This is a genomic window from Dongia sp. agr-C8 (assembly GCF_054658695.1).
In genome coordinates, this window is record NZ_BAAGHZ010000001.1 from 830,564 (window position 1) to 852,775 (window position 22,212).

Here is a 22,212-nt window from a genome sequence, read left to right on the forward strand (position 1 = left end):
GTGCAGGGGAATCCGATATGGGCTCCTTCCTCAATGCAGCTGCAATCCTCGCCGCGCTCAAGGATCAGGCAAGCAAGGTGCTTGCGCCAGCACTCGATGCAACGCCGCTGGAGACCTTCGCGGTAACCGATCGCGGCACCTTTCCCTACAACTGGCAGGATCCGGTCGATGAGAAGCGCTTCAATCGCCTCACCTACGAGTGGATCGCCGCCAATCTGAAGGCCCGCGCGAGCCCGCTCCAGCAGGATGGCTCGTTTACCGATCTCTATATCCGCGCTCTCGGCAATGTCGCCTGGGAGTTGCCGGTATGGGACCAGGCGAGATTGAACCAGGTAATGGCTGGCGCGTCGCAACAGGCGGCTGAGCTGCTGAATGCCTGGATCCATACATTCGGGGCGGGCTGGTCTATCGATGCCATAGCCGAAATGATGACAACTTGGACCAGCAAACAGCCGACGAGCTTAGTCGATATTCAGAGCTCGCCTGCACCCTACGAGCTGTTCGATCAGAGACCTGCCGCCGGAAGCTGGGTGATTCCGCCCTTCCTGCGCTGGCTCAATGCGCTGCATGAAGCTCTGCCCCTGTATGAAAGGATCCTCGTCAACAACAGGCATCTGCGTCTCGCGATCAAGGCTGCCCGGGAGCCCTCAGCGGGCAATGGAGGGCTTATGCTCGACGACGGGTCCGTGGTGCCCCGATACCAAATTGCGAAACCGATGCTCGCCATCCGGAACGCGCTGCAAACCGGTCCCAGCATCACGCTGTCGATGTCCGTCAAGCGGCGCTCAGCCACCGCCTTCGGTCTTTCGGTCTCGGGCGGCGCCGAGTCCAGTATCCCCACCGACTTCCTGTCGATCGACATTGGGGACGGCAATAACTTCTTCGCCAGCGATTTGGCGGTCGAGGGCAACGAGACCGCGGTGGATATGTGCTTCACCGGCGTCAATTTCGTGAAGTGCGGGCCGGTGCCGTCTCAGCGCGACGTAGAGGGCTCGTCCTGGTTCTGGATCGAGCCGATCATCCAGGCCATCAGTAATTCTGGCCAGGATATCGCAGGCTTCCGGTTCAGCGCGCCGCCGGGCATCGATTTCCGCCGTTCCGGTCCCTTCGGTCTGATCGCAGGTGTAGCCGTTTCCGCCTATCCGACAATCAAGATCACTATCAGGTCAGCGCGTTGCCGGGAGATCCAAAGGGCGTTCGAGCGGGCGGTTGCATCGCGCGTAAGCTTTCTCCGGATCAGGCTGGCGAGCCCAACCGAGCAGAACTATTCCAATCAGGTAGCAGTCGACACTGCCAGCGACACCGCGACGGTCATCCTTTCGCCGCCTCCGACCCTCGTTGCTGGCGCGGACAAAGCGTCTCGCGCCTGGGTCCTCGGTGTGCAGCCCGACCATCCCACGGCGGCGGCGGCGGCACGCAGCCGGTTGCCGACCGAAGACGAGGATATCGCCGACGCTTCGATCTGATCTGCCGATCGCAGGAGCGGCGTCTTCAAATGCCGGCGGATGCTTCAGCCCCGACTAGAAATTGAGCACCGCCGCTTGCGCTGCTCAGTTTTGCATCATCGCCCTTTAGGCACCCTGCGGCTTTCCCGCTGCAATCCGCGCGAGGGCTCGCTGGCACCCTTCTTGCTGTTTCACCCTCAATCGCACGCCGGTGAACGGTGGCGGTTGAACAGGAGAGACTTGCGACTGCGGCGGCCTAGGGTCCGTCCGTTGAAGCAGAAGGCCGGCTGCCGCGCTGACGCAGCGCGGCGGCCGGCGCTCTCCTCCATCGGCGCAGGGGGCAATGAACGGAACGCTCGAACTGGCCTTCGACAGCAGCGGGGTTGCCGGTGCGACGCGGCTGGCGCACCTGCACCAGGCCGCACCCTTGCGCGCGCTCTTTCCGGAATCCTGCCGCATGGATCTGCCGGTGGTGGCGCTGACCGCGACCTGCGGCGGCTTCACCGGCGGCGATTCCATGTCGACCGCGATCGGTATGGGCCGCGGCACCAAGGCCATGGCGATCGCCCAGGCGGCGGAGAAGCTCTACCGCTCGGCCGGCGGCGAGACCCGGATCGAGATCGCGCTCGATGTCGAAGCCGGCGGCTGGCTGGAATGGCTGCCCCAGGAAACCATCCTGTTCAACGGCGCGCGCATGCGCCGTCGCACCGCCATCGATCTCGCGGAAGATGCCGCGGTGTTGGCTGGAGAGATCCTGGTCTTCGGCCGCTCGGCCTTCGGTGAGACCATGACCCGCGGCTTGGTGCACGACGCCTGGTCGGTCAGCCAGGACGGCGTGCTGGTCTGGGCCGACCGCTTTCACGCCGCCGATGCGCTGCTGATCGAGGCGCTCGAACACCCGGCGGCGCTGAAAGGCATGCGCGCCGCGGCGATGCTGGTCCATGCCGGCCCCGGCGCCGATCGGTGCCTCGCCTTGCTGCGCGACCTGATGCTGCTGGCGCCGGCGGAAGTGCGCTGCGCAGCGACTGTGGTCAACGGCGTGCTGGTCGCGCGCTGGCTCGCGGCCGATGCGCTGGAGCTGCGTCCGTCTTTCGCCGCGGCCTGGATGGCCTTGCGCAATGCGGCGCAGGGGCTGGCGCCGCGGCTCCCGTCATTCTGGGTGCACTGAAATGCGTCTGACCGAGCGAGAGAAGGACAAGCTGCTGATCGCCATGGCCGCGATGGTGGCGCGGCGGCGACTGGAGCGCGGCTGCAAGCTCAACCATCCGGAAGCGATCGCGCTCATCGCCGACACCGTGGTCGAGGGTGCCCGCGACGGCCGCAGCGTTGCCGAGCTGATGCGCGATGGCGGCACCGTGCTCACGCGCGCGCAAGTCATGGAAGGGATCCCGGAGATGATCAAGGAGATCCAGGTCGAGGCGACGTTCCCCGACGGTGTCAAGCTCGTCACCGTCCATCACCCGATCCGCTGAGGTGCCGCAATGATCCCAGGCGAGCTCATGGTGCTGCCGGGCGAGATGGTGCTGAACGAGGGCCGCGACACCATCCGCTTGACCGTCGCCAACACCGGCGACCGGCCGATCCAGGTCGGCAGCCATTTCCATTTCTTCGAGACCAACGCCGCGCTCGACTTCGACCGGGCCGCCGCGCGTGGCTTCCGGCTCGACATTCCGGCCGGCTCGGCGGTCCGCTTCGAGCCCGGCCAGTCGCGCAACGTGACGCTGGTGAAGATCGCCGGCGCCCGCATCATCCACGGCTTCGGCGGCAAGATTTCAGGGAAGTTGGACTGACCATGGCCTATCGGATGGATCGCCAGACCTATGCGCTGACCTATGGGCCGACGGTCGGCGACCGGCTGCGCCTCGCCGACACCGATCTCATCATCGAGATCGAGAAGGACCATGCGATCTACGGCGAGGAGGTGAAGTTCGGCGGCGGCAAGGTGATCCGCGACGGCATGGGCCAGTCGCAGCGCAGCCGCGCCGAGGGCGCGGTCGACACCGTCATCACCAATGTCGTGATCCTCGACTGGTGGGGCATCGTGAAGGCCGATGTCGGCCTGAAGGATGGCCGCATCGCCGCGATCGGCAAGGCCGGCAATCCCGACGCCCAGCCCGGTGTCGCCATCGTCATCGGTCCCGGCACCGAGGTGATCGCCGGCGAGGGCCGGATCATGACCGCGGGCGGCGTGGATTCGCATATTCACATGATCTGCCCGCAGCAGGCCTGGGAGGCGCTCTATTCCGGCGTCACCACCCTGGTCGGCGGCGGCACCGGCCCGGCCGAAGGCACCAGCGCCACCACCTGCGCGCCGGGACCCTGGCACATCGCGCGGATGCTGCAGGCGGCCGAAGGCATGCCGGTGAACATCGGCCTGCTCGGCAAGGGCAATGCCTCGCTGCCGGCCGCGCTGCGCGAGGAGGTGAAGGCGGGCGTTGTCGGCCTGAAGCTGCACGAGGACTGGGGCACCACGCCGGCCGCGATCGACTGCTGCCTTTCGGTCGCCGACGAGATGGATGTGCAGGTCGCGATCCACACCGATACGCTTAACGAGTCCGGCTTCGTCGAGAACACGATCGCCGCCTTCAAGAGCCGCGTCATCCACGCCTATCACACCGAAGGGGCCGGCGGCGGCCACGCGCCGGACATCATCAAGGTCTGCAGCCTGCCTTACGTGCTGCCGTCCTCGACCAACCCGACCCGGCCCTTCACGGTCAACACGCTCGACGAACATCTCGACATGCTGATGGTCTGCCACCATCTCGACCCGCGTATCCCGGAAGACGTCGCCTTCGCCGAGAGCCGCATACGCCGAGAAACCATCGCCGCCGAGGACATCCTCCACGATCTCGGCGCGATCAGCATGATGTCCTCCGACAGCCAGGCCATGGGCCGGGTCGGCGAGGTCATCATCCGCACCTGGCAGACCGCGCATAAGATGAAGACCCAGCGCGGCAGCCTCGCCGGCGACCCGGCCGAGAACGACAACAACCGGGCGAAGCGCTATGTCGCCAAGTACACGATCAACCCGGCGCTCGCCCAGGGCATGGCCGACAGCATCGGCTCGATCGAAGTCGGCAAGCTCGCCGATCTCGTGCTCTGGAAGCCGATGTTCTTCGGCGTGAAGCCGGACCTGATCCTGAAATGCGGCATGATCGCAGCGGCGCCGATGGGCGATCCCAATGCCTCGATCCCGACCCCGGAGCCGGTGCATTACCGCCCGATGTTCGCCGGTTTCGGCCGCGCCCGGCAGGCGAGCTGCGTGACCTTCGTCAGCGGCGCTGCGCTGGCGGACGGTGTCGGCGAGAAACTCGATCTGAAGCGGGAGCTGGTTGCGGTCAAGGGCACGCGCAGCGTTATGAAGCGCGACATGAAGATGAACGATGCGACGCCTGCCCTCGAGGTCGATCCCGAAACCTACGAAGTTCGCGCCGACGGCGAATTGCTGGTCTGTGAGCCGGCCGGCGTGCTGCCGATGGCGCAGCGCTACTTTCTGTTCTGAGCCGCGGAGGTGTTCTGTGGAATTCATGCGCTGGTCACGCCGCTCGCTTTCATCATGCCGGATCGTCCGCGGATGCGGACCGCGATCCGCCGTAGCCGGATCCCGATAACCATGCGCCATGCATTGCAGTGGCATCGCGCCGGCGCGTGGCCCGAGGCGGAAGTCGCGGGCACGGTGACGCTCTCCTATGCCGATCGCTGCAAGCGTCGCATCCAGATGACCGACGATGCCGGCGCCGGCTTCCTGCTCAGCCTGCAGCGCGCGGTGCGTCTTTCCGACGGCGACGGGCTGCAGCTGGACCAGGGCGGCTACCTGCGCGTGGTCGCCGGGCCGGAGCCGCTGGTCGAGGCCGTCGCACAGGATGCGCAGCATCTGGCAAAGCTCGCCTGGCATATCGGCAACCGCCATGTGCCCGCGGAGATCGTCGATGGATTGCGGCTGCGCATTGTCGCGGATTCCGTGCTGGAGGCGATGCTGCGCCAGCTCGGCGCCCAGGTCAGCCGAATCGAGGCGCCGTTCTCGCCGGAAGGGGGTGCCTATGCGCAGCTCGGGATCCACGGCCATGCGCATTGACGCGCATTCGTCCGGCGGCGATGCGGGCGAATCCGGCCTGCTGCTGTTACAGACCTGGCTCTCTCCGGCCTTTCCGGTCGGCGGCTATTCCTATTCGCACGGGCTGGAATACGCGGTCGAGGCGGGGGCGCTGCCGGATCGCGCCGCCCTGGGGAACTGGATCGAGGGCATTCTTCTCTTCGGCGCCGGCCGCAACGACGCGCTGCTGATCCGGGAGACTCATCGCGCGGTGCTGGCGCAGGAGTTCGACCGCTGCGACGAGATCGCCGCCTTCGCCTCCGCTTTTCGCGGCACGTCGGAGCTCGCGCTGGAAGCCTCGGCGCAGGGTGCCGCCTTCCTGAAGGCGCTGATCGCCGGCTGGCCGGAACTAGCCGCCCGCGAGCCCTTGCGCCAGTGGAAGCGGCCGGTCTATGCGGTTGCCTTCGGCGCGGCGGCGGCGGTCGCCGGCATCGACGCCCGGCAGGCGAGCGTCGCCTATCTGCACGCCTTCTGCTCCAACCTGGTGTCGGCGGCGCTGCGCCTCATGCCCATTGGGCAGAGCGACGGGCTCGCCTGTCTCGCGCATCTTTCGAAGACGCTGCCCTCCCTGGCCGACGCGCTGGAACTCACGCCGTTCGACGACATCGGCGCCTCGGCCCTGATGGTCGACGTCTTCAGCATGCGCCATGAAACCCAATACACGAGGCTGTTCCGCTCATGATCGCACCCCAGCTCAGCAATCTTCCCGTGCGCGTCGGCGTCGGCGGGCCGGTCGGCTCCGGCAAGACCGCGTTGCTGGAGCGGCTCTGCCGCTGCATGGCCGGCAGTTACGACATCGCCGCGATCACCAACGACATCTATACCAGCGAGGATGCCGCTTTCCTCACCCGCTCCGGCGTGCTGCCGGCCGAGCGCATCCTCGGTGTCGAGACCGGCGGCTGCCCGCACACCGCGATCCGCGAGGATGCCTCGATCAACCTCGCCGCCGTCGATCAGATCAGCGGGCGCTTTCCCGGCCTCGAATACGTCTTCGTCGAATCCGGCGGCGACAATCTCTCCGCCACCTTCTCGCCGGAGCTGGCCGATCTCACGATCTACGTGATCGACGTCTCGGCGGGGGACAAGATCCCGCGCAAGGGCGGACCGGGCATCACCCGCTCCGACCTGCTGGTCATCAACAAGATCGACCTCGCCCCCCATGTCGGCGCCGATCTCGACCTGATGGCGCGCGATGCCGCGAAGATGCGCGGGGTGAAGCCGGTGGTCTTCGCCAATATGCGCGACGGCACGGGACTGGAGGCCATCGTCGACTTCCTGCTCGATGCCGGCGGTTTCCCGCACCGGAAATCGGCCTTCGCCGAGAGCCTGCCGCCGCTCACCGAGTGGAGCCGGGGGGGGGCGCGGTGAGCTTCACGGGCCTGTCGTCGAGCCGCCTAGAAAAACATCACCGCCCTTTGGCCTGCCTATTTGCTGTGCAGAATTTTCAGGCAATCGAACTAAGTCCGCTGGATTCCTTCGCTTTTCAGGTTGGCACGGCGGTTGCTCTTACTGTTGCGCTGCAAAAAGAAAACGGAGGGGCGGCATGAATCGGGCTGAGAGACAGTGGGGTCTCGATATGGATTTGAAGCGGATCCTGGCATCCGCCTTGGGGGTCGGGCTGATGATGCTGCCCGCTCTGGCACTGGCGCAGGATGCCGCCGCGCCGGCTGCGGATGCAGCAGCGGCCGCCGCTCCCGCCGCGCCGCCGCCGGAGATCAGCAGCGGCGACACGGCGTGGATGCTGGCCTCGACAGCGATCGTGCTGATGATGACGACGCCTGGCCTGGCGCTGTTCTACGGCGGCATGGTTCGCAAGATGAACGTGCTCGCCACCATCATGCAGAGCTTCGCGATCCAGTGCCTGGTCACCATCGTCTGGTTCATCATCGGCTACACCTTGGCCTTCAGCCCGGGCAACGAAATGGCGCCGGGCTTCTTCGGGAACTTCGATCGCTTCATGCTGAACGGCATGGGCGTGGACGCGCTTTCCGGCACCATCCCGGAATCGGTCTTCATGATGTTCCAGATGACCTTCGCCATCATCACACCGGCCCTGATCTGCGGCGCCTACGCCGACCGCATGAAGTTCAGCGCCATGTGCCTGTTCTCGGTGCTGTGGTCGATCCTGGTCTACTCGCCGATCGCTCATATCATGTGGCAGTCCGACGGCTATATGTTCAAGGCGGGCATCCTGGACTTCGCGGGCGGCACCGTCGTGCACATCAATGCCGGCGTCGCCGGCCTGGTCGCCTGCCTCGTCCTCGGCAAGCGCATGGGCTATCCAAAGAACGCGATGGCGCCGCACAATCTTGTGCTGGCGGTGATCGGCGCGGGTCTGCTCTGGGTGGGCTGGTTCGGCTTCAACGCCGGCTCGGCGCTCGGAGCCTCTGGACGCGCCGGCATGGCGATGACCACAACCCAGATCGCCACCGGTGCGGCGGGAGTCGCCTGGATGTTCGCCGAGTGGATGACCAAGAAGAAGCCCTCGGTCCTGGGCATCATCTCGGGTGCGGTCGCCGGCCTCGTCGCCATCACCCCGGCTTGCGGCTTCGTGACGGCGAGTGGTGCGCTGATCATCGGCCTTATCGCCGGCGTGGCCTGCTACTTCGCCGCCACCGCGCTCAAGCATGCGCTCGGTTACGATGACTCGCTGGATGCCTTCGGCGTGCACGGCATCGGCGGCATCATCGGCGCATTGCTGACCGGCATCCTGGCGAACGAAGCGATCGGCGGCGTCGCCGGCGGCATGAGCCAGCTTTGGATCCAGATTCAGGGTGTGGCCCTGACGGTGGTCTGGACGGGTGTCGTGAGCTTCGTCATCTTGAAGGTGATCGATCTGGTGATCGGCCTCCGGGTCTCGGAGGATGTCGAAAGAGATGGTCTCGACCTCGGGCTGCACGGCGAGACCGTGCAGTAAGAGGCGCGACGACCGGCGTCGCGGACGGCACTCCCAGACCGCCCGCGACGCCGGACCAATCCGGAAGACCCGGCTGCGACAGACCCCTCGCAGCCGGGTTTTCTATTGCATGTAGTAGCCGGCGGGCATCCCGGCGGCAGCGCGGGCGGTGTCGTTGAACGGCGGCTTCAGCACGCCGCGGAAATGCTGCTTCAGCAGCGTCTGCCAATGCGCTTGCGGGTCATGGCCCGCTGCTTTCGCGAAATGCTCGAACCAGCGCATGCCTGCGGCGACATGGCCGATCTCGTCCTGGTAGATGCGATCGAGCAAGGCGGCGGTCACGTCGTCGCCCGCGCGGCTCATGTCGGCGACAGTGGCCGGGGTCACGTCGAGGCCGCGCGCCTCCAGCACCAACGGCACGATGGCGAGGCGGGCGAGCAGGTCCCGCGCGGTGACGGTGGCGGCTTCCCATAGGCCGTCATGGGCGGGAAGATCGCCATAGGCGGCGCCCAGTTCCTGCAGACGCGCGGAAAGCAGCTCGAAATGCAGCGCTTCTTCGTCGGCGACCTTGACCCAGTCGTCGAAGAAGGCGCGCGGCATGTCTTCATTGCCGAAGCGGGCGATCAGGTCCCAGGCGAGATCGATCGCGTTGAGCTCGATATGCGCGAGGGCGTGGAGCAGGGCGACGCGCTTGGCGGCATTGCCGCCGGCCTTGCGCTTCGGCATTTCCTTGGGTGCCAACAGCAGCGGGCGTTCGGGGCGGGCCGGGCGATCGGGCGGCGATGCCACGCCGATTGCCAAGTCACCCGCCCGCCAGGCATCGGCCGCGCGGTGGCTGGCCGTGGCCTTGGCGGAGGGGTCGGCGGTCGCGAGGACTGCGACGGCGGCGCCGAGCAGGCTCAATCCAGTGCCTTCACGGCCTTCAGCACCTCATCGACATGGCCGTCGACCTTCACCTTCCGCCAGATCCCGCGGATGATGCCCTTGCCGTCGATCAGATAGGTGGCGCGCTCGATGCCCATGTATTTCTTGCCGTACATGCTCTTCTCGACCCAGACCTCGTAATCCTCGGTGACCTTGCCGCTCTCGTCGGCGCCGAGCTGGAAGTTGAGGTCGTACTTCTTCTTGAACTTCTCGTGGCTGGCGACCGAATCCCGCGAGACGCCGAGCACCACCGCATCCATCTTCTTGAACTTCGGCTGCTCGTCGCGGAAGCCGCAGGCCTCGGTGGTGCAGCCCGGCGTGTCGTCCTTGGGGTAGAAATAGAGCACAATGTTCTTGCCCTTGAGCGATGCCGAGGTGAGCTTGCTGCCGCCGTCGGTCATCAGGGTGAAGGCGGGCGCCTTGTCGCCGACTTTGAGAGTCATGGGTTTCTCCTTCCTTTTGTCGTCATGGCCGGACTTGATCCGGCCATCTGTTTCAAGAGTTCACTCGGCGGGAGATGCGCGGGTCAAGCCCGCGCATGACGTCATGGAGAAGGCTCCTCGCCGATAATCGCGTGATAGGCACTGTGTACGGCAGCGGCCCGCTTGCGGATCAGTTTTTTCAGCGCCTTGAAATCGTCGGCGCCGCCGCTTTGGGCCAGCTGGCGGCGGGTCGGTTCGCGCAGCTGCGCTTCCTCGACCTTGGCGCCGACCACCAGGCGGATCGTCTGCTGCAGTTGGCGCCAGAGCCGGCCGATCGCCATCAACTGGTCGGCGGTCTTGTCGTCGAGCAGCTTCAAGTCACGGGCGCGCTCCAGCACCTGGCCGCCGTCGCGCGCCAGGATCTCCGGATGGTCATGGCCATGGCGGAGCTGCAGATATTGGGCGATGAAGTCGAGATCGATCTGGCCGCCGCGGAGGAATTTCAGGTCCCAGATGTTGTCGCCGCGATATTGCTGCGCCATGCGCAAGCGCATGTCGAGAATGTCGGCGGCGAGCTTCGCGGGATCGCGCGGGCGGGTGAGGATCCGCTTGAATACGGTTTCGCAATCGGCCGTCAGGCCCGGATCGCCGCAGATGACGCGGGCGCGGGTGAGCGCCATATGCTCCCAGGTCCAGGCCTCCTCGGTCTGGTATTTCTCGAAGGGCTGCAGGCCGCTGGCGATCGGGCCGGAGGCGCCGCTCGGCCGCAGCCGCATATCGACCTCGAACAGCCCGCCTTCGCCGGTCATCGCCGAGATCGCGTTGATGAAGCGCTGGGCGATCCGTGCGTAATAGGTGATCGGCGCCAGCGGCTTAGGCCCGTCGGAAAGCGTGGTGTCCCAGTCGGCGACGCCTTCCGGGATGTCGTAGATGAAAATGAGATCGAGATCGGAGGTGACCGTCATCTCGCGGCTGCCGAGCTTGCCGAGCGCCACCAGGGCAATGCCCCGGCCGGGCAGCTTCCCGTGCTGGCGCTCGAATTCCGCAATCGCGCGCGGGAAGAGCTGCGAAAGCGCGATGTCGGCGATGTCGCTCAAGGCCGAACCGGCTTCCTCGCCGTCGGCGGTCCCGCGCAGCAGCCGCACGCCGATCTGGAACTGGCGGTCCTTGGTCCAGCGGCGGACGATGTCGAGCGCATCCTCGAAGTTCAGCGCCTGTTCGAGCTGGCGCTCGATGTCCTCGTTCAAGGCCTGGCGCTGCGGCACCGGCTCGAAGAAGCCGGCGGTGAGCACGCTTTCCAGCAAGGCCGGGCGTCGGCTGAGGCGGTCGGCCAGCAATGGCGCCGAGCCCATGATCTCGGCCACAAGGTCGAGCAGGCCGGGATTGGAATAAAGCAGGGAGAAGATCTGCACGCCGGCGGGCAGCGCCTGCAGGAAATTGTCGAAGCGGCGGATCGCGAGATCGGCATCGGCGGTGCCGGCCAAAGCCTGCAGCAGGCGCGGCATCAGCTCGGTCAGCAGCTCGCGGGCGCGGGCGCTGCGGGTGGCGCGGTAGCGCCCGCGATGCCAGTCGCGCACGAAGCCGGAGACGAGACTGCCGTCGGGGAAGCCCATTTGCTGCAGCGACTGCACGGTGCCGGGATCGTCCTCGGTGCCGGTGAAGACCAGGTTGCTCGGGCCGCCGAGATCCGGCGCCTCCTCGAACAGCTCGGCATAGTGGTCTTCCACCTTGGCCATATGCTCGAGCAGGGTCAGCTCGAAGTCGTTGGTGTCCTTGTGGCCGCAGAACTTCGCCAGCACGTCGAGGGTCGGGCCGACTTGCGGCAGGGTCTGGGTCTGCTGGTCCTCCATCATCTGCAGGCGATGCTCGACATGGCGCAGATAGCGATAGGCGGCGCCGAGATCGTCGGCGACGTCGCGCTTGGTACGGCCGAAAGCGACCAGGCCTTCCAGGGTGTCGAGAGTCGCGCGGGTGCGGAGATCGGGGTTGCGGCCGCCCCAGATCAATTGCTGCGTCTGGGCGAAGAACTCGATCTCGCGGATGCCGCCGCGGCCGACCTTGATGTTGTGGCCGGCGACCGCGACGTTGCGAAAGCCTTTGACCGCGTGGATCTGGCGCTTGATCGAATGGATGTCCTGGATCGCATAGAAGTCGAGATGCTTGCGCCAGACGAAGGGGCGGAGCTGCAGCAGGAACTGCTTGCCCGCTTGCGCGTCGCCGGCCGAGACGCGGGCCTTGATCATCGCCGCGCGTTCCCAGTTCTGCCCCATGCCTTCGTAATAGGTCTCGGCGGCGAGCGCCGACATGACCAGGGGCGTCGAGGCGGGATCGGGGCGCAGGCGCAGGTCCACGCGGCAGACATAGCCGTCGGGCGTCGCGTCCTGCAGGATGCGCACCAGGTTGCGCGCGAGCTTGACAAAACATTCCTGTGCGCTGCGCCGGCCGACATAGCGGACCTTGGCCTGGTCGTAGAGCAGGATCAGGTCGATGTCGCTCGAATAGTTGAGCTCGTGGGCCCCCAGTTTTCCCAGGGCGAGCACGAAGAAGCCGCTGTCGCGTTCCGGATCCTCCCGGTCGGGGAGGTCCAGCTCGCCGCCGGCGGCACTCCGGTAAAGCAGATGTGAAACCGCGGCGCGCACCGCGGCATCGGCAAATTGGCTGAGCGCGCCGGTCAGGCGTTCCAGGTGCCAGAGTCCGCCGATATCGCAGGCCGCGATCAGCAGGGCCGCTCGGCGCCGGGCGATCCGAAGGCGTTGCATGAGGACGGATTCCTCAAGGTCCATCAGCGCCTTGGGGTGCAGTTCCTGAATCAATGTGCTAAACAGCGACTCGGGATCCGAAAAGGCAAGCTGACGGGCAAAAGCCGGGTCTCGCAGCAGGCATCTGGCGAGGAAGGGGCTGTTGCCGAACACCGATTTCAGCAGGCTAAGCCCGGTCGGATCCGCGGCAATCTCGGCGAGCCCCGGCTCGGTGCATTGCGACAGGTGGAGCTCCGCCTGGCTCGGATCGCCCGGCTCCGGCAAGGGCCGTCCGGCCAGCAGGCTCAATAAGGTCGGCATGAATAGGCGGTCGGTCCGGATTGCATTCGGCGCTGAGACTGATGGACGCGTTCGGGCCGGTCAAGCGCTCGACGCTGCCTGCGGGAAAATCCAAAGTTGATCCGGCGCACCACCAAGATCGCGCTGGAAGTCTTGGGCGCGCTGCTGGCCGGGATCGCCCTGCTGGTCGGCTTCCTGGCCTGGCGCCTGATCTATGAAGGCCCGATCCACATGGCCTTCCTGGCGCCCTATGTCGAACAGTCGATCGCCGAGGCCAGCCGCGACTTCCGGGTGGAGATCGAGGACACGGTCCTGACCTGGGCCGGCTGGCCGCGCGGGCTCGACCTGCGCGCCGTCAACCTGCATGTGAAGGATCGACGTGACCGCGACCTCGCGGTGCTGCCGCAGGTCTCGCTGACCCTGAGCGCCCGCGCCATGCTGCACGGGCTGATCGCGCCGTCGAAGGTGGAGATCATTGCGCCGGACCTCACCCTGCGCCGCCGCAGCGACGGTGTGCTGATGTTCGGCCTGCAGAAGCTCGAGCAGGATGCTACCCAGAATACCGCAGAGGGCAATGCCGCGACGATGCCGAGCCCGGCGGAGGTGATCGAGGAGTTGCTGGACGACAGCGATCCGAACAAAACCGCCGGCTACCTGCGCTCGATCTCCATCGTCGACGGCAAGGTTGCGATCGACGATCAGCGCGCCGGCATGGTCTGGGCGGCGCATCACCTCAATTTCGAGATCTCGCGCAAGCCCAACACCACCAATCTGGGTGGCAACCTCAGCGCCGATCTGCCGCAATTCGGCGCCCCCGCGCTCGCGCAAGCCAGCGTCATCATCGACCCCAAGGCAAGCACGATCGAGGTCGACGCCGCCTTCCAAGGCCTCGACATGGCCTCGCTCGGTCTGATCGAGCCGGCGCTGTCGGAGCTCTCCAACTCCGAGGTGATCCTGAGCGGCCGGATGAGCACGCAGGGGCCGATCGGCGGCCTGCCCGGACCGATCGATTTCCAGGTCAACACCGCGAACGGAACGCTCAATCTCTCGGGCAAGACCAAGGAGCCGGTACCGCTGAAGCTGATGCAGGCGACCGGGCGGATCGACTTCAACAAGGACCTGCTGCACCTGGAGAAACTCTCGCTCGATATCGGGGGGCCGACCATCGAGGCCAGCGCGGAGGTCGATGGCGCCCTGTCGGGTGCGGCTTCCGACGGCGGCGCGCCGCTGCTGAAGCTTGCATTGCGGGCCGAGAAGTATCCGGCGAGCTGGATGGACCGCTTCTGGCCCGCGGGTGCGGCGCAGAACACCCGCGACTGGCTGGTGCCGAACATCCCCGAGGGCATGGTCGAATGGGTGACGGCCGACCTGGCGCTGCGGCTGCCGAGCGAGGCCAGCGGCGGCGCGAAGCTCGAGAATCTCAAAGGCGAGATGTCGACCAGCGGGTTGACGGTGCATTACCTGCGGCCGATGCCGCCGATCACCGACGGCGTCGCGACCGCGACCTTCGACGCGGACTCCTTCGACGCGAATATCACCGGCGGCCGGGTCGGCGACATCAAGGTGCAGAAAGGCTATCTGCATATCACGGGCCTCGACGTCGAGGACCAGTTCATCAAGGTGGGTGGCGACGTCGGCTCCTCGCTCAAGGACGCGCTGAAGCTGCTCGATCATCCCAGGCTCGGCTATGCCTCGAAGATCGGCTTGAACCCGGATGAGGCCGGCGGCGAGGCGCAGGCCGCGCTCGACTTCGACTTCCCGGCGGAGAAATCGCTGACCTTCGCCCGGGTCAAGATCAAGGTCGATGCCCAGGTGAAGAACGTGGCGATGAAGCGGATCCGCTTCGGCCAGGACGTGACCGGCGGCACGCTCGACCTGAAGCTCGACGAGAAGGGCATGACGGTGAGCGGGCCGGTCAAATATGCCGGCGCCGACCTTGACATCAAGTGGTCGCAGGCCTTCGCCGACCAGGTCGACGTGCGCGAGGTTTTCCAGGCCAAGGGCCGCACCTCGACCGGCAGCCGCGCCCTGGTCGGCTACGATTTCCGGCCTTGGGTCGACGGGCCCAGCGACGTCGATCTGAAGTTCAGCCGTCGCGATGACGGGCGCGGCACGCTCGAGGCGAAGTTCGACCTGAAGGATGCCGTGCTGGCGATGGATTTCCTCAAGTGGCGCAAGCCCGAGGGCGTGCCGGCGCAGGGCGCGCTGAAGCTCCACCTCAACGGCGACAAGCCGATCGACATCACCGATCTCGCGATCGACGGGGAGGGCTTCTCGATCGCCGGCGGCGCCACCTTTGCGCCGGACGGCAGCAGCATCGGCAAGCTTGCGCTGAAGAAGGCGCAGTTCGCCAATAGTGCCATCACCGACCTGGTCGCCGACTTCTCCAACAACGCGACCAATGTCTCGGTCGGCGGCGGCGTGATGGACGTCGAGCCGTGGATGAAAGAGCGAGACCAGCCGGTCACACCGGCGGAGCTCGACGCCGAGGAGCTGAAGCCGCAGAAGCCCTATTCCATCGCCGGACAGCTGGCCAAGGTCCGGCTCTCGGAGGGCGACGAGCTCACCAACATCACCTTCGACATCCGGCATGATCCGATCTGGTGGGACAAGATCTATTTCAACGGCGCGCTGCCGAGCGGCACGCCGATCGTCTTCTCCTATGCCCCGATGCCGGAGGACGGCACGCACCGGCTGCAGGTCGAGACCAACGATGCCGGCGGCGCCTTCAAGACGCTGGGCGTCTACGATTCGATCAAGGGCGGCCAGCTCTCGATCACCGGCACGGTCAAGGACGGCGAGCCGCACCGGCCGGTGAAGGGCCAGATGCGGATGACGTCGTTCCGCCTGCTGCACACGCCCTTCGCTGCGCGCTTTCTCTCGGTTGCCACCCTGACCGGCCTGGTCGACGCGCTGACCGGCGAGGGCTTCCTGTTCGCCGGGGCCAGCGCCAAGTTCACCAAGACCCGCGGAAGGGTCGATGTGAGCGAGTTCCGCACCGCCGGCCCTTCGATCGGCCTCACCTCCAAGGGCTCGATCGACATGGACGCCAACACCATCGATCTCAGCGGCGCGCTGGTGCCGGCGTATGCCCTGAACAGCATCCTCGGCAACATCCCGATCATCGGCGAATGGCTGCAGGGCGGAAAGGGCGAGGGCTTGTTCTCCGCGACCTATTCGGTCTCCGGCGACTTGAACGAGCCGAAGATCGACGTCAACGGCTGGTCGGCGCTGGCGCCCGGCTTCATCCGCAACCTGTTCGAGGGCGAGGATACCGCGCCGCTGACCGAGCGGAAGGCCAACCGGGCGACCAAGTGAGCCTGAATCTGGAACCTGTCCTCGCGCCGACGCCGGAGATCTTGGCGCTGCTCGAAGAACTGAACGCCGCGCTCGATGTCGGCTATGCGCCGGAGCAGAAGCACGCGCTTTCGCTCGACCAGCTGTTCCAGCCGAACATCCGCTTCTTCGTCGCGCGCGCTGGCGGCACGGCGGTGGCCTGCGGCGGCATCGGCTTCTACGAAGGCTATGCCGAGCTCAAACGCATGTATGCCAGGCCCGAAGTCCGTGGCAAGGGCGTCGCCAAGGCCTTGCTGGCGCGGCTGGAGGCGGAAGCGCGCGAGGCGGGCGTCGCGGTGGTCCGCATCGAAACCGGCAATCTTCAGCTCGAGGCGATGCGCTTCTACGAACGCGAGGGCTACGCGAAGTGCGCCGCGTTCGGGCCCTATGCGGCGATGCCGCCGAACGCGATCGCCACCAGCGTGTTCTTCGAAAAGAGTCTCTGACGCCGACCGACGAGAAACGAAAGAGCCGCCGGATGCTGAACCGGCGGCTCTTCTTCCTCCCAGATACTCTTTTCCGTCAGCTGGCGCCGGCCGCAGCCCGTGCCGCGAGGGTCGAAATCAGCGCCGCGCGGTATTCCGGCGAGCCGTGCAGGTCGCCGTTGAGGCCGTTGGCGCTGACCTTCACGCCCTTCGCGGCATCGGCCGAGAAGTTGCCGCCGAGCGCGTCTTCCAGCTCCTTCGAGCGGAAGACGCCGGGGCCGGCGCCGGTGACGGCGACGCGGACCCCGCCCTTGGTCTTGGCCACGAAGACGCCGACCAGGGCGAAGCGCGAGGCCGGCTGGCGGAACTTCTCGTAGCCGGCCTTCTCCGGCTTCGGGAAGTGCACCGCGGTGATGATCTCGCCTTCTTGCAGCGCGGTCTCGAACATGCCCTTGAAGAAGTCGTCGGCCTTGATCTCGCGCTTGTTGGTCTTGACGGTCGCGCCGAGGCCGAGCACCGCGGCGGGATAATCCGCCGCGGGATCGTTGTTGGCGATCGAGCCGCCGATCGTGCCGCGATGCCGCACCTGATGGTCGCCGATCAGCGAGGCCAGTTTGGCGAGGGCGGGGATGGTCTTTTGCACATCGGCCGAGTTCGCGACCTCGGCATGGGTGGTCATCGCGCCGATGGTGACGCCGTCACCCTCGATCTTGATGCCTTTCAGCTCGGCGACCGCGGAGAGGTCGACCATGTCCGAGGGCTGCGCCAGGCGCGAGCGCAGGGTCGGCAGCAGGGTCTGTCCGCCGGCGATGAACTTGCCGTCGGCAGCGGCGCCGATCGCCTTGGCGGCGTCGGCGACCGAGCTCGGGCGGTGGAATGCGAAGTTATGCATGGCTGCGTCCCCCTTATTCCGCCGCTTTTTTCGCGGTCTGGATGGCCTGCCACACGCGGTGCGGCGAGGCCGGCATGGTGATGTCCTTGACGCCCAAAGGCAGCAGGGCGTCGAGCACGGCGTTGATCACCGCCGGCGTCGAGCCGATCGCGCCCACCTCGCCAACGCCCTTGGCGCCGAGCGGATTGTGGGTGCAGAGCGTCACGTGGTTGCCGACCGTGATGTTGGGCAGGTCGTCGGCCCGCGGCATGCAATAGTCCATGTAGGAGCCGGTCAGCAGCTGACCGCTCTCCTCGTCATAGGCCGCGGCCTCCAGCAGCGCCTGGCCGATGCCCTGGCAGACCCCGCCATGGATCTGGCCTTCGGCGATCATCGGGTTGATCACCCGGCCGATATCGTCGATCGCCGTGAAGTTGACGACCTTGACCACGCCGGTGTCGGGATCGACCTCCACTTCGCAGATATGGCAGCCGCCCGGGAAGGTGAAGTTCAGGGGGTCGTAGAACGCGGTCTCTTCCAGGCCCGGCTCGAGCTCGGTGATAGGATAGTTGTGCGGCACATAGGCGGTGAGGGCCACGGTGCCGAACGGCACCGACTTGTCGGTGCCGACCACGGTGAAGACGCCGTTCTTGAACTCGACGTCCGCAACCGAGGCCTCCATCAGATGGGCGGCGATGCGTTTCGACTTGGCGATGATCTTGTCCATTGCCTTGATGATCGCCGAGCCGCCGACCGCCAGCGAGCGTGAGCCGTAGGTGCCCATGCCGAACGGGATCTTGTTGGTGTCGCCGTGGGAGACCTCCACATTCTCGATCGGGATGCCGAGCCCTTCGGAGACCAGCTGGGCGAAGGTCGTCTCGTGACCCTGGCCGTGGCTGTGGGTGCCGGTGAAGACCGTCACGGAACCCGTCGGATGCACGCGGATCTGGCCGGTCTCGTAGAGGCCGGCGCGCGCGCCGAGGCTGCCGACCACCGCGGAAGGCGCGATGCCGCAGGCCTCGAGATAGGTGGAGATGCCGATACCGCGGAGCTTGCCCCGCGATTTCGCTTCCGCCTTGCGCTTCTCGAAGCCGGCCCAGTCCGCCGATTTCAGCGCCATGTCGAGAGTCGAGAAGTAATCCCCGCTGTCATATTGCAGGGCGACCGGCGTCTGGTAGGGGAAGGCATCCTTGGGGATGAAGTTCTTGCGGCGGATCTCGACCCGGTCGATGCCGGTCTCGCGCGCCGCCTTGTCGACCAGGCGCTCCAGCAGGTAGGTGGTCTCCGGACGGCCGGCGCCGCGATAGGCATCGACCACCGCGGTGTTGGTGAAGAGTGCCTTGACCTCGGCATAGATCGCCGGGGTCGCGTAGACGCCCGCCAGCAAGGTCGCCGAAAGATACGTCGGCACGCAGGGCGCGAAGGTCGAGAGATAGGCGCCCATATTCGCCTTGGTGGCGACCCGCAGCGCCAGGAACTTGCCGTCCTTGTCCATGGCGAGTTCGGCATGGTTGATCTGGTCGCGGCCATGCGCGTCGGTCAAGAAGCTCTCGCTGCGCTCGGCGGTCCACTTGACCGGACGCTCGACCTTGCCGGCGGCCCAGGTGACCAGCGCCTCTTCCGCATAGTGGAAGATCTTCGAGCCGAAGCCGCCGCCGACGTCCGGCGCCACGACCCGCAGCTTGGCCTCGGGAATCTGCAGCACGAAGGCGCCCATCAGCAGGCGGATGACATGCGGGTTCTGGCTGGTGGTGTAGAGCGTGAACTCGCCGGTCGCCCGGTCGAAGTCGCCGATCGCCGCCCGCGGCTCCATCGCATTCGGGATGAGCCGCTGATTGACCAGGTCGATCTTGGTCACATGGGCGGCTTTGGCGAAGGCCGCATCGACCGCCGCCTTGTCGCCGATATGCCAGTCGAAGCAGGTGTTGTTCTTGGCGTCGGGCCAGACTTGCGGCTGGCCGGGCTTGTCGGCATCGGCGAGGCTGATGATCGGCTTGGTCTCCTGATAGGTGACCTCGATCAACTCGGCCGCATCCTTGGCCTGGGCATAGGTCTCGGCGACGACCAGGGCGACCTGGTCGCCGACATGCCGCACCTTGTCCTTGCACAGCGGGAAATGCGGCGGCTCGGCCATCGGCGAACCGTCCTTGCTGTGGATCTGCCAGCCGCAGGGCAGGCCGCCCTTGTCGTAATCGGCGCCGGTCAGGATCGTGACCACGCCAGGTGCCTTCTCTGCCTTCGCCTTGTCGATCTTCACGATATCGGCGGCCGCGTGCGGGCTGCGCAGGATATAGGCGTAGGTCTGGCCCGGGCGGTTGATGTCGTCGGTATAGGTGCCGCGGCCGGTTAGAAAGCGGAAGTCTTCCTTGCGCTTGACGGAAGCGCCGATTCCAGTGCCTTCGGGCATCTCACTTCCCTCCCATCGCTTGGGCGCCGGCCTTCACGGCCTTGACGATGTTGTGATAGCCGGTGCAGCGGCAGATGTTGCCGTCGAGCCCGTGGCGGATCTCCTCGTCGGAAAGATTGGCCTTGCCCTTCACCAGGCTGACCGCGGCCATCACCATGCCCGGGGTGCAAAAGCCGCATTGCAGGCCGTGGTTGTCGCGGAAGGCCTCCTGCATCGGGTGCAGCGTGCCGTTCTGCGCCAGGCCCTCGATCGTGGTGATCTGCGCGCCCTCGGCCTGGAGAGCGAGCATGTTGCAGGACTTGATCGCCTTGCCGTTCAGATGAACGGTGCAGGCGCCGCATTGGGCGGTGTCGCAGCCCACATGGGTTCCGGTCAGGTGCAGCTTCTCACGCAGGAAATGGACGAGCAGCGTGCGGCCCTCGACCTCACCGGTGACGGCTTTTCCGTTCACCGTCATCGTTACGGTGGGCATTGGTAACCTCCCTATGATCGCGGCGGCGCCGATTGCCGAACCGCCGAACGCCGGTTTCCCCGGTCTTCTTGGCAGGCGTTAAGTATGAGCGTGTTCCGAAACGGGGGTCAAGGCGCGGAGGATGACAGTGAAGCGGGGGCGGGAATGGTTCGGCCCTGCCAATCCAATGTCCGGCCGATCAGCGCGTCGCCCACCAGACGATGGCGGCCGCGATCACGATCAAGGCCCCGATCCAGACCACGGGCGGCAGGCCTTTCGTTTCGCGGGACGGCGGCACTGCGGCAGGCGCCGTCAGGGCCTCCGCGGCGGCCTCCGGCGCGGGAACCGCGGCGCCGCCGGACTTGGCCTCGACCGTGGCGGCGAAGGTCGCAAAGAACTCGTCGGCCATCTTGCGCGCGGCGCCATCGACCAGGCGCGAGCCGATCTGCGCCAATTTGCCGCCGATCTGGGCCCGGACCTCGTACTTAAGCAGGGTGCCGCCCTTCTCGGCATCTTCCAGCCGCACCTTGGCGCCGCCCTTGGCGAAGCCCGCCGCGCCCCCTGAGCCCTCGCCGGTAATGGTGTAGCCGTTGGGCGGATCGAGCTCGCTCAAGGTCACCTTGCCGCCGAACTTCGCCTTGACCGGTCCCACCTTGGCGGTGACCTGGGCCTGGAACTCGGTGTCGGAGGTCTTGTTCAATTCCTCGCAGCCGGCGATCGACTGCTTCAGGACTTCGGGATCGTTGAGCGCCGCCCAGACCGCTTGGCGCGGCGCATTGATCCAATGTTCTCCCGTCATGTCCATGGGGCAGTCCTCTTGAATGGGGGCATTCACCTTTCCGGGCGATCCGGCCCAAGTCAAGGCGGAGCGCGGCCGGTGCACCAATGGCGGCCCGGCTGCACGAGCGGCGGAACGCCGACGTGAGTTGATCTTTCTCAAGCGGCTCGGGCTAAATGTGACCATGACGGAGTCGCGGGCAAGGGCCAAGAGAAAGACCGGCGGTAAGACCGACCGGTGCGGCGGCGGCTTCGCCGATCCGGCGGTGGCGGCCGTGTTCGCCGCCTATCCCGGCCGGGTCCAGGCGAAGCTTCTGGCCTTGCGCAGGCTGATCCTGGAGACCGCGGAAAAGACCCCGGGCGTGGGCGCGCTCGACGAGACCCTGAAATGGGGCCAGCCGAGCTACCTGACCAACGAGACGGGCAGCGGCAGCACGATCCGGATCGACCGGGTGAAGCCGGGGGCGGGCGACGACAGCGAACGCTATGCGCTCTATGTCCACTGCCAGACCACCCTGGTCGCGACCTTCCGCCAGCTCTATCGCGACCAGCTCAGCTTCGGCGGCAACCGCAGCATCCTCTTGGATGCCGACCGGCCGCTGCCCAAGGCGGCGCTCCGGCATTGCATCGCGCTGGCGCTCACCTATCATCGCAACGGCGCGAAGGATTATCTGTGAGCGGGCGCTTGGTTCGGTTTCTGTTGGGGCTGGTCGCGGCCCTCGTCTTCGGCGCCACCGTGGCGATCGCCGAGCCCCTGGTCATCCATGCCGGCGGCAGCGCCTATAAGTTCGAGGTCGAGATCGTCACCACCCCGGAGACCCGGTCGCAGGGCCTGATGTATCGCAAGGCGATGGCGGCCAATGCCGGCATGCTGTTCATCTATCCCGGCGAGCAGCCGGTCTCCTTCTGGATGAAGAACACCCTGATCCCGCTCGACATGCTGTTCCTGAAGGCCGATGGCAGCATCGCCCATATCGCGCATAACGCCGTGCCGCTGGACGAGACCCCGATCGACTCCGGGGCCGCGGTGAAGGCGGTGCTGGAGGTCAACGGCGGCACCGCCGCGGCGCTCGGCATCAAGGAAGGCGACCGGGTGGACTATCCGGACCGGCCGAGCCGATAGCGCG

The 22,212-nt window shown here is 66.4% G+C and carries 21 protein-coding genes; 14 read left to right on the plus strand and 7 right to left on the minus strand.

Annotated features, from left to right (window positions below; genetic code table 11):
- The first annotated feature begins 17 nt into the window (after positions 1-17).
- The 10 genes from ACYQ4T_RS03750 to ACYQ4T_RS03795 all read left to right on the plus strand — a co-directional run bounded on the left by ACYQ4T_RS03750 (position 18) and on the right by ACYQ4T_RS03795 (position 8,455).
- Complete coding sequence (locus ACYQ4T_RS03750; RefSeq protein WP_459850938.1) at positions 18-1,466, plus strand: hypothetical protein; 1,449 nt, start codon at positions 18-20, stop codon at positions 1,464-1,466.
- A gap of 322 nt (positions 1,467-1,788) precedes the next feature.
- Entirely contained in the window at positions 1,789-2,613 is an 825-nt protein-coding gene (locus ACYQ4T_RS03755; protein ID WP_459850939.1) for an urease accessory protein UreD, read from the plus strand.
- A gap of 1 nt (position 2,614) precedes the next feature.
- Complete coding sequence (locus ACYQ4T_RS03760; RefSeq protein WP_459850940.1) at positions 2,615-2,917, plus strand: urease subunit gamma; 303 nt, start codon at positions 2,615-2,617, stop codon at positions 2,915-2,917.
- A 9-nt stretch (positions 2,918-2,926) separates the two neighbouring features.
- On the plus strand, positions 2,927-3,235 hold the full coding sequence (locus ACYQ4T_RS03765; RefSeq protein ID WP_459850941.1) for an urease subunit beta: 309 nt from the start codon (positions 2,927-2,929) through the stop codon (positions 3,233-3,235).
- A 2-nt stretch (positions 3,236-3,237) separates the two neighbouring features.
- Positions 3,238-4,947, plus strand: a complete 1,710-nt coding sequence (gene ureC / locus ACYQ4T_RS03770) for an urease subunit alpha (protein ID WP_459850942.1) — start codon at positions 3,238-3,240, stop codon at positions 4,945-4,947.
- A 111-nt stretch (positions 4,948-5,058) separates the two neighbouring features.
- Positions 5,059-5,520, plus strand: a complete 462-nt coding sequence (locus ACYQ4T_RS03775) for an urease accessory protein UreE (RefSeq protein ID WP_459850943.1) — start codon at positions 5,059-5,061, stop codon at positions 5,518-5,520.
- The gene (locus ACYQ4T_RS03780; protein WP_459850944.1) at positions 5,510-6,220 is read left to right on the plus strand and encodes an urease accessory protein UreF; all 711 of its coding nucleotides are present in this window, start codon (positions 5,510-5,512) and stop codon (positions 6,218-6,220) included. Before ACYQ4T_RS03775 ends, ACYQ4T_RS03780 begins: the two co-directional genes overlap by 11 nt.
- Positions 6,217-6,906, plus strand: coding sequence for an urease accessory protein UreG (ureG, locus tag ACYQ4T_RS03785; protein WP_459850945.1), 690 nt, complete (start codon positions 6,217-6,219; stop codon positions 6,904-6,906). The genes ACYQ4T_RS03780 and ureG overlap by 4 nt, the downstream gene beginning before the upstream one ends.
- The gene (locus tag ACYQ4T_RS03790; RefSeq protein WP_459850946.1) at positions 6,903-7,085 is read left to right on the plus strand and encodes a hypothetical protein; all 183 of its coding nucleotides are present in this window, start codon (positions 6,903-6,905) and stop codon (positions 7,083-7,085) included. The genes ureG and ACYQ4T_RS03790 overlap by 4 nt, the downstream gene beginning before the upstream one ends.
- A 29-nt stretch (positions 7,086-7,114) precedes the next feature.
- The gene (locus ACYQ4T_RS03795) at positions 7,115-8,455 is read left to right on the plus strand and encodes an ammonium transporter (RefSeq protein WP_459852030.1); all 1,341 of its coding nucleotides are present in this window, start codon (positions 7,115-7,117) and stop codon (positions 8,453-8,455) included.
- A gap of 102 nt (positions 8,456-8,557) precedes the next feature.
- Here the strand turns inward: ACYQ4T_RS03795 and ACYQ4T_RS03800 are convergent, their stop codons facing one another.
- The 3 genes from ACYQ4T_RS03800 to ACYQ4T_RS03810 form a co-directional block, all read right to left on the minus strand.
- Complete coding sequence (locus ACYQ4T_RS03800; RefSeq protein ID WP_459850947.1) at positions 8,558-9,337, minus strand: ferritin-like domain-containing protein; 780 nt, start codon at positions 9,335-9,337, stop codon at positions 8,558-8,560.
- A complete protein-coding gene (bcp, locus tag ACYQ4T_RS03805; protein ID WP_459850948.1) occupies positions 9,334-9,801 on the minus strand; it encodes a thioredoxin-dependent thiol peroxidase in 468 nt (155 codons plus the stop codon). Before bcp ends, ACYQ4T_RS03800 begins: the two co-directional genes overlap by 4 nt.
- A 101-nt stretch (positions 9,802-9,902) precedes the next feature.
- Entirely contained in the window at positions 9,903-12,839 is a 2,937-nt protein-coding gene (locus ACYQ4T_RS03810; RefSeq protein ID WP_459850949.1) for a bifunctional [glutamine synthetase] adenylyltransferase/[glutamine synthetase]-adenylyl-L-tyrosine phosphorylase, read from the minus strand.
- A 96-nt stretch (positions 12,840-12,935) separates the two neighbouring features.
- Between ACYQ4T_RS03810 and ACYQ4T_RS03815 the strand changes: the two genes are divergently transcribed.
- Both ACYQ4T_RS03815 and ACYQ4T_RS03820 read left to right on the plus strand, forming a co-directional pair.
- Positions 12,936-16,136, plus strand: coding sequence for a YhdP family protein (locus ACYQ4T_RS03815; protein ID WP_459850950.1), 3,201 nt, complete (start codon positions 12,936-12,938; stop codon positions 16,134-16,136).
- Positions 16,133-16,600, plus strand: coding sequence for a GNAT family N-acetyltransferase (locus ACYQ4T_RS03820; protein WP_459850951.1), 468 nt, complete (start codon positions 16,133-16,135; stop codon positions 16,598-16,600). The genes ACYQ4T_RS03815 and ACYQ4T_RS03820 overlap by 4 nt, the downstream gene beginning before the upstream one ends.
- A 76-nt stretch (positions 16,601-16,676) precedes the next feature.
- On the opposite strand, the gene ACYQ4T_RS03825 is transcribed toward ACYQ4T_RS03820, so the two are convergent.
- The 4 genes from ACYQ4T_RS03825 to ACYQ4T_RS03840 form a co-directional block, all read right to left on the minus strand.
- Positions 16,677-17,471 carry an FAD binding domain-containing protein gene (locus ACYQ4T_RS03825; protein ID WP_459850952.1) on the minus strand — a complete coding sequence of 265 codons (795 nt, stop codon included), beginning with the start codon at positions 17,469-17,471 and terminating at the stop codon, positions 16,677-16,679.
- Positions 17,472-17,484: 13 nt separating this feature from the next.
- Positions 17,485-19,857, minus strand: coding sequence for a xanthine dehydrogenase family protein molybdopterin-binding subunit (locus ACYQ4T_RS03830; RefSeq protein WP_459850953.1), 2,373 nt, complete (start codon positions 19,855-19,857; stop codon positions 17,485-17,487).
- A 1-nt stretch (position 19,858) separates the two neighbouring features.
- Positions 19,859-20,329, minus strand: coding sequence for a (2Fe-2S)-binding protein (locus ACYQ4T_RS03835; RefSeq protein WP_459850954.1), 471 nt, complete (start codon positions 20,327-20,329; stop codon positions 19,859-19,861).
- Positions 20,330-20,507: 178 nt separating this feature from the next.
- Complete coding sequence (locus ACYQ4T_RS03840; protein WP_459850955.1) at positions 20,508-21,113, minus strand: SRPBCC family protein; 606 nt, start codon at positions 21,111-21,113, stop codon at positions 20,508-20,510.
- A gap of 157 nt (positions 21,114-21,270) precedes the next feature.
- On the opposite strand from ACYQ4T_RS03840, the gene ACYQ4T_RS03845 reads away from it, so the two are divergent.
- Together ACYQ4T_RS03845 and ACYQ4T_RS03850 are read left to right on the plus strand one after the other, a co-directional pair.
- Positions 21,271-21,762 (plus strand): DUF1801 domain-containing protein, encoded by a 492-nt coding sequence (locus ACYQ4T_RS03845; protein ID WP_459850956.1) that lies wholly within the window; start codon positions 21,271-21,273, stop codon positions 21,760-21,762.
- 8 nt (positions 21,763-21,770) lie between these two features.
- On the plus strand, positions 21,771-22,208 hold the full coding sequence (locus ACYQ4T_RS03850) for a DUF192 domain-containing protein (RefSeq protein ID WP_459850957.1): 438 nt from the start codon (positions 21,771-21,773) through the stop codon (positions 22,206-22,208).
- Positions 22,209-22,212: the final 4 nt, after the last annotated feature.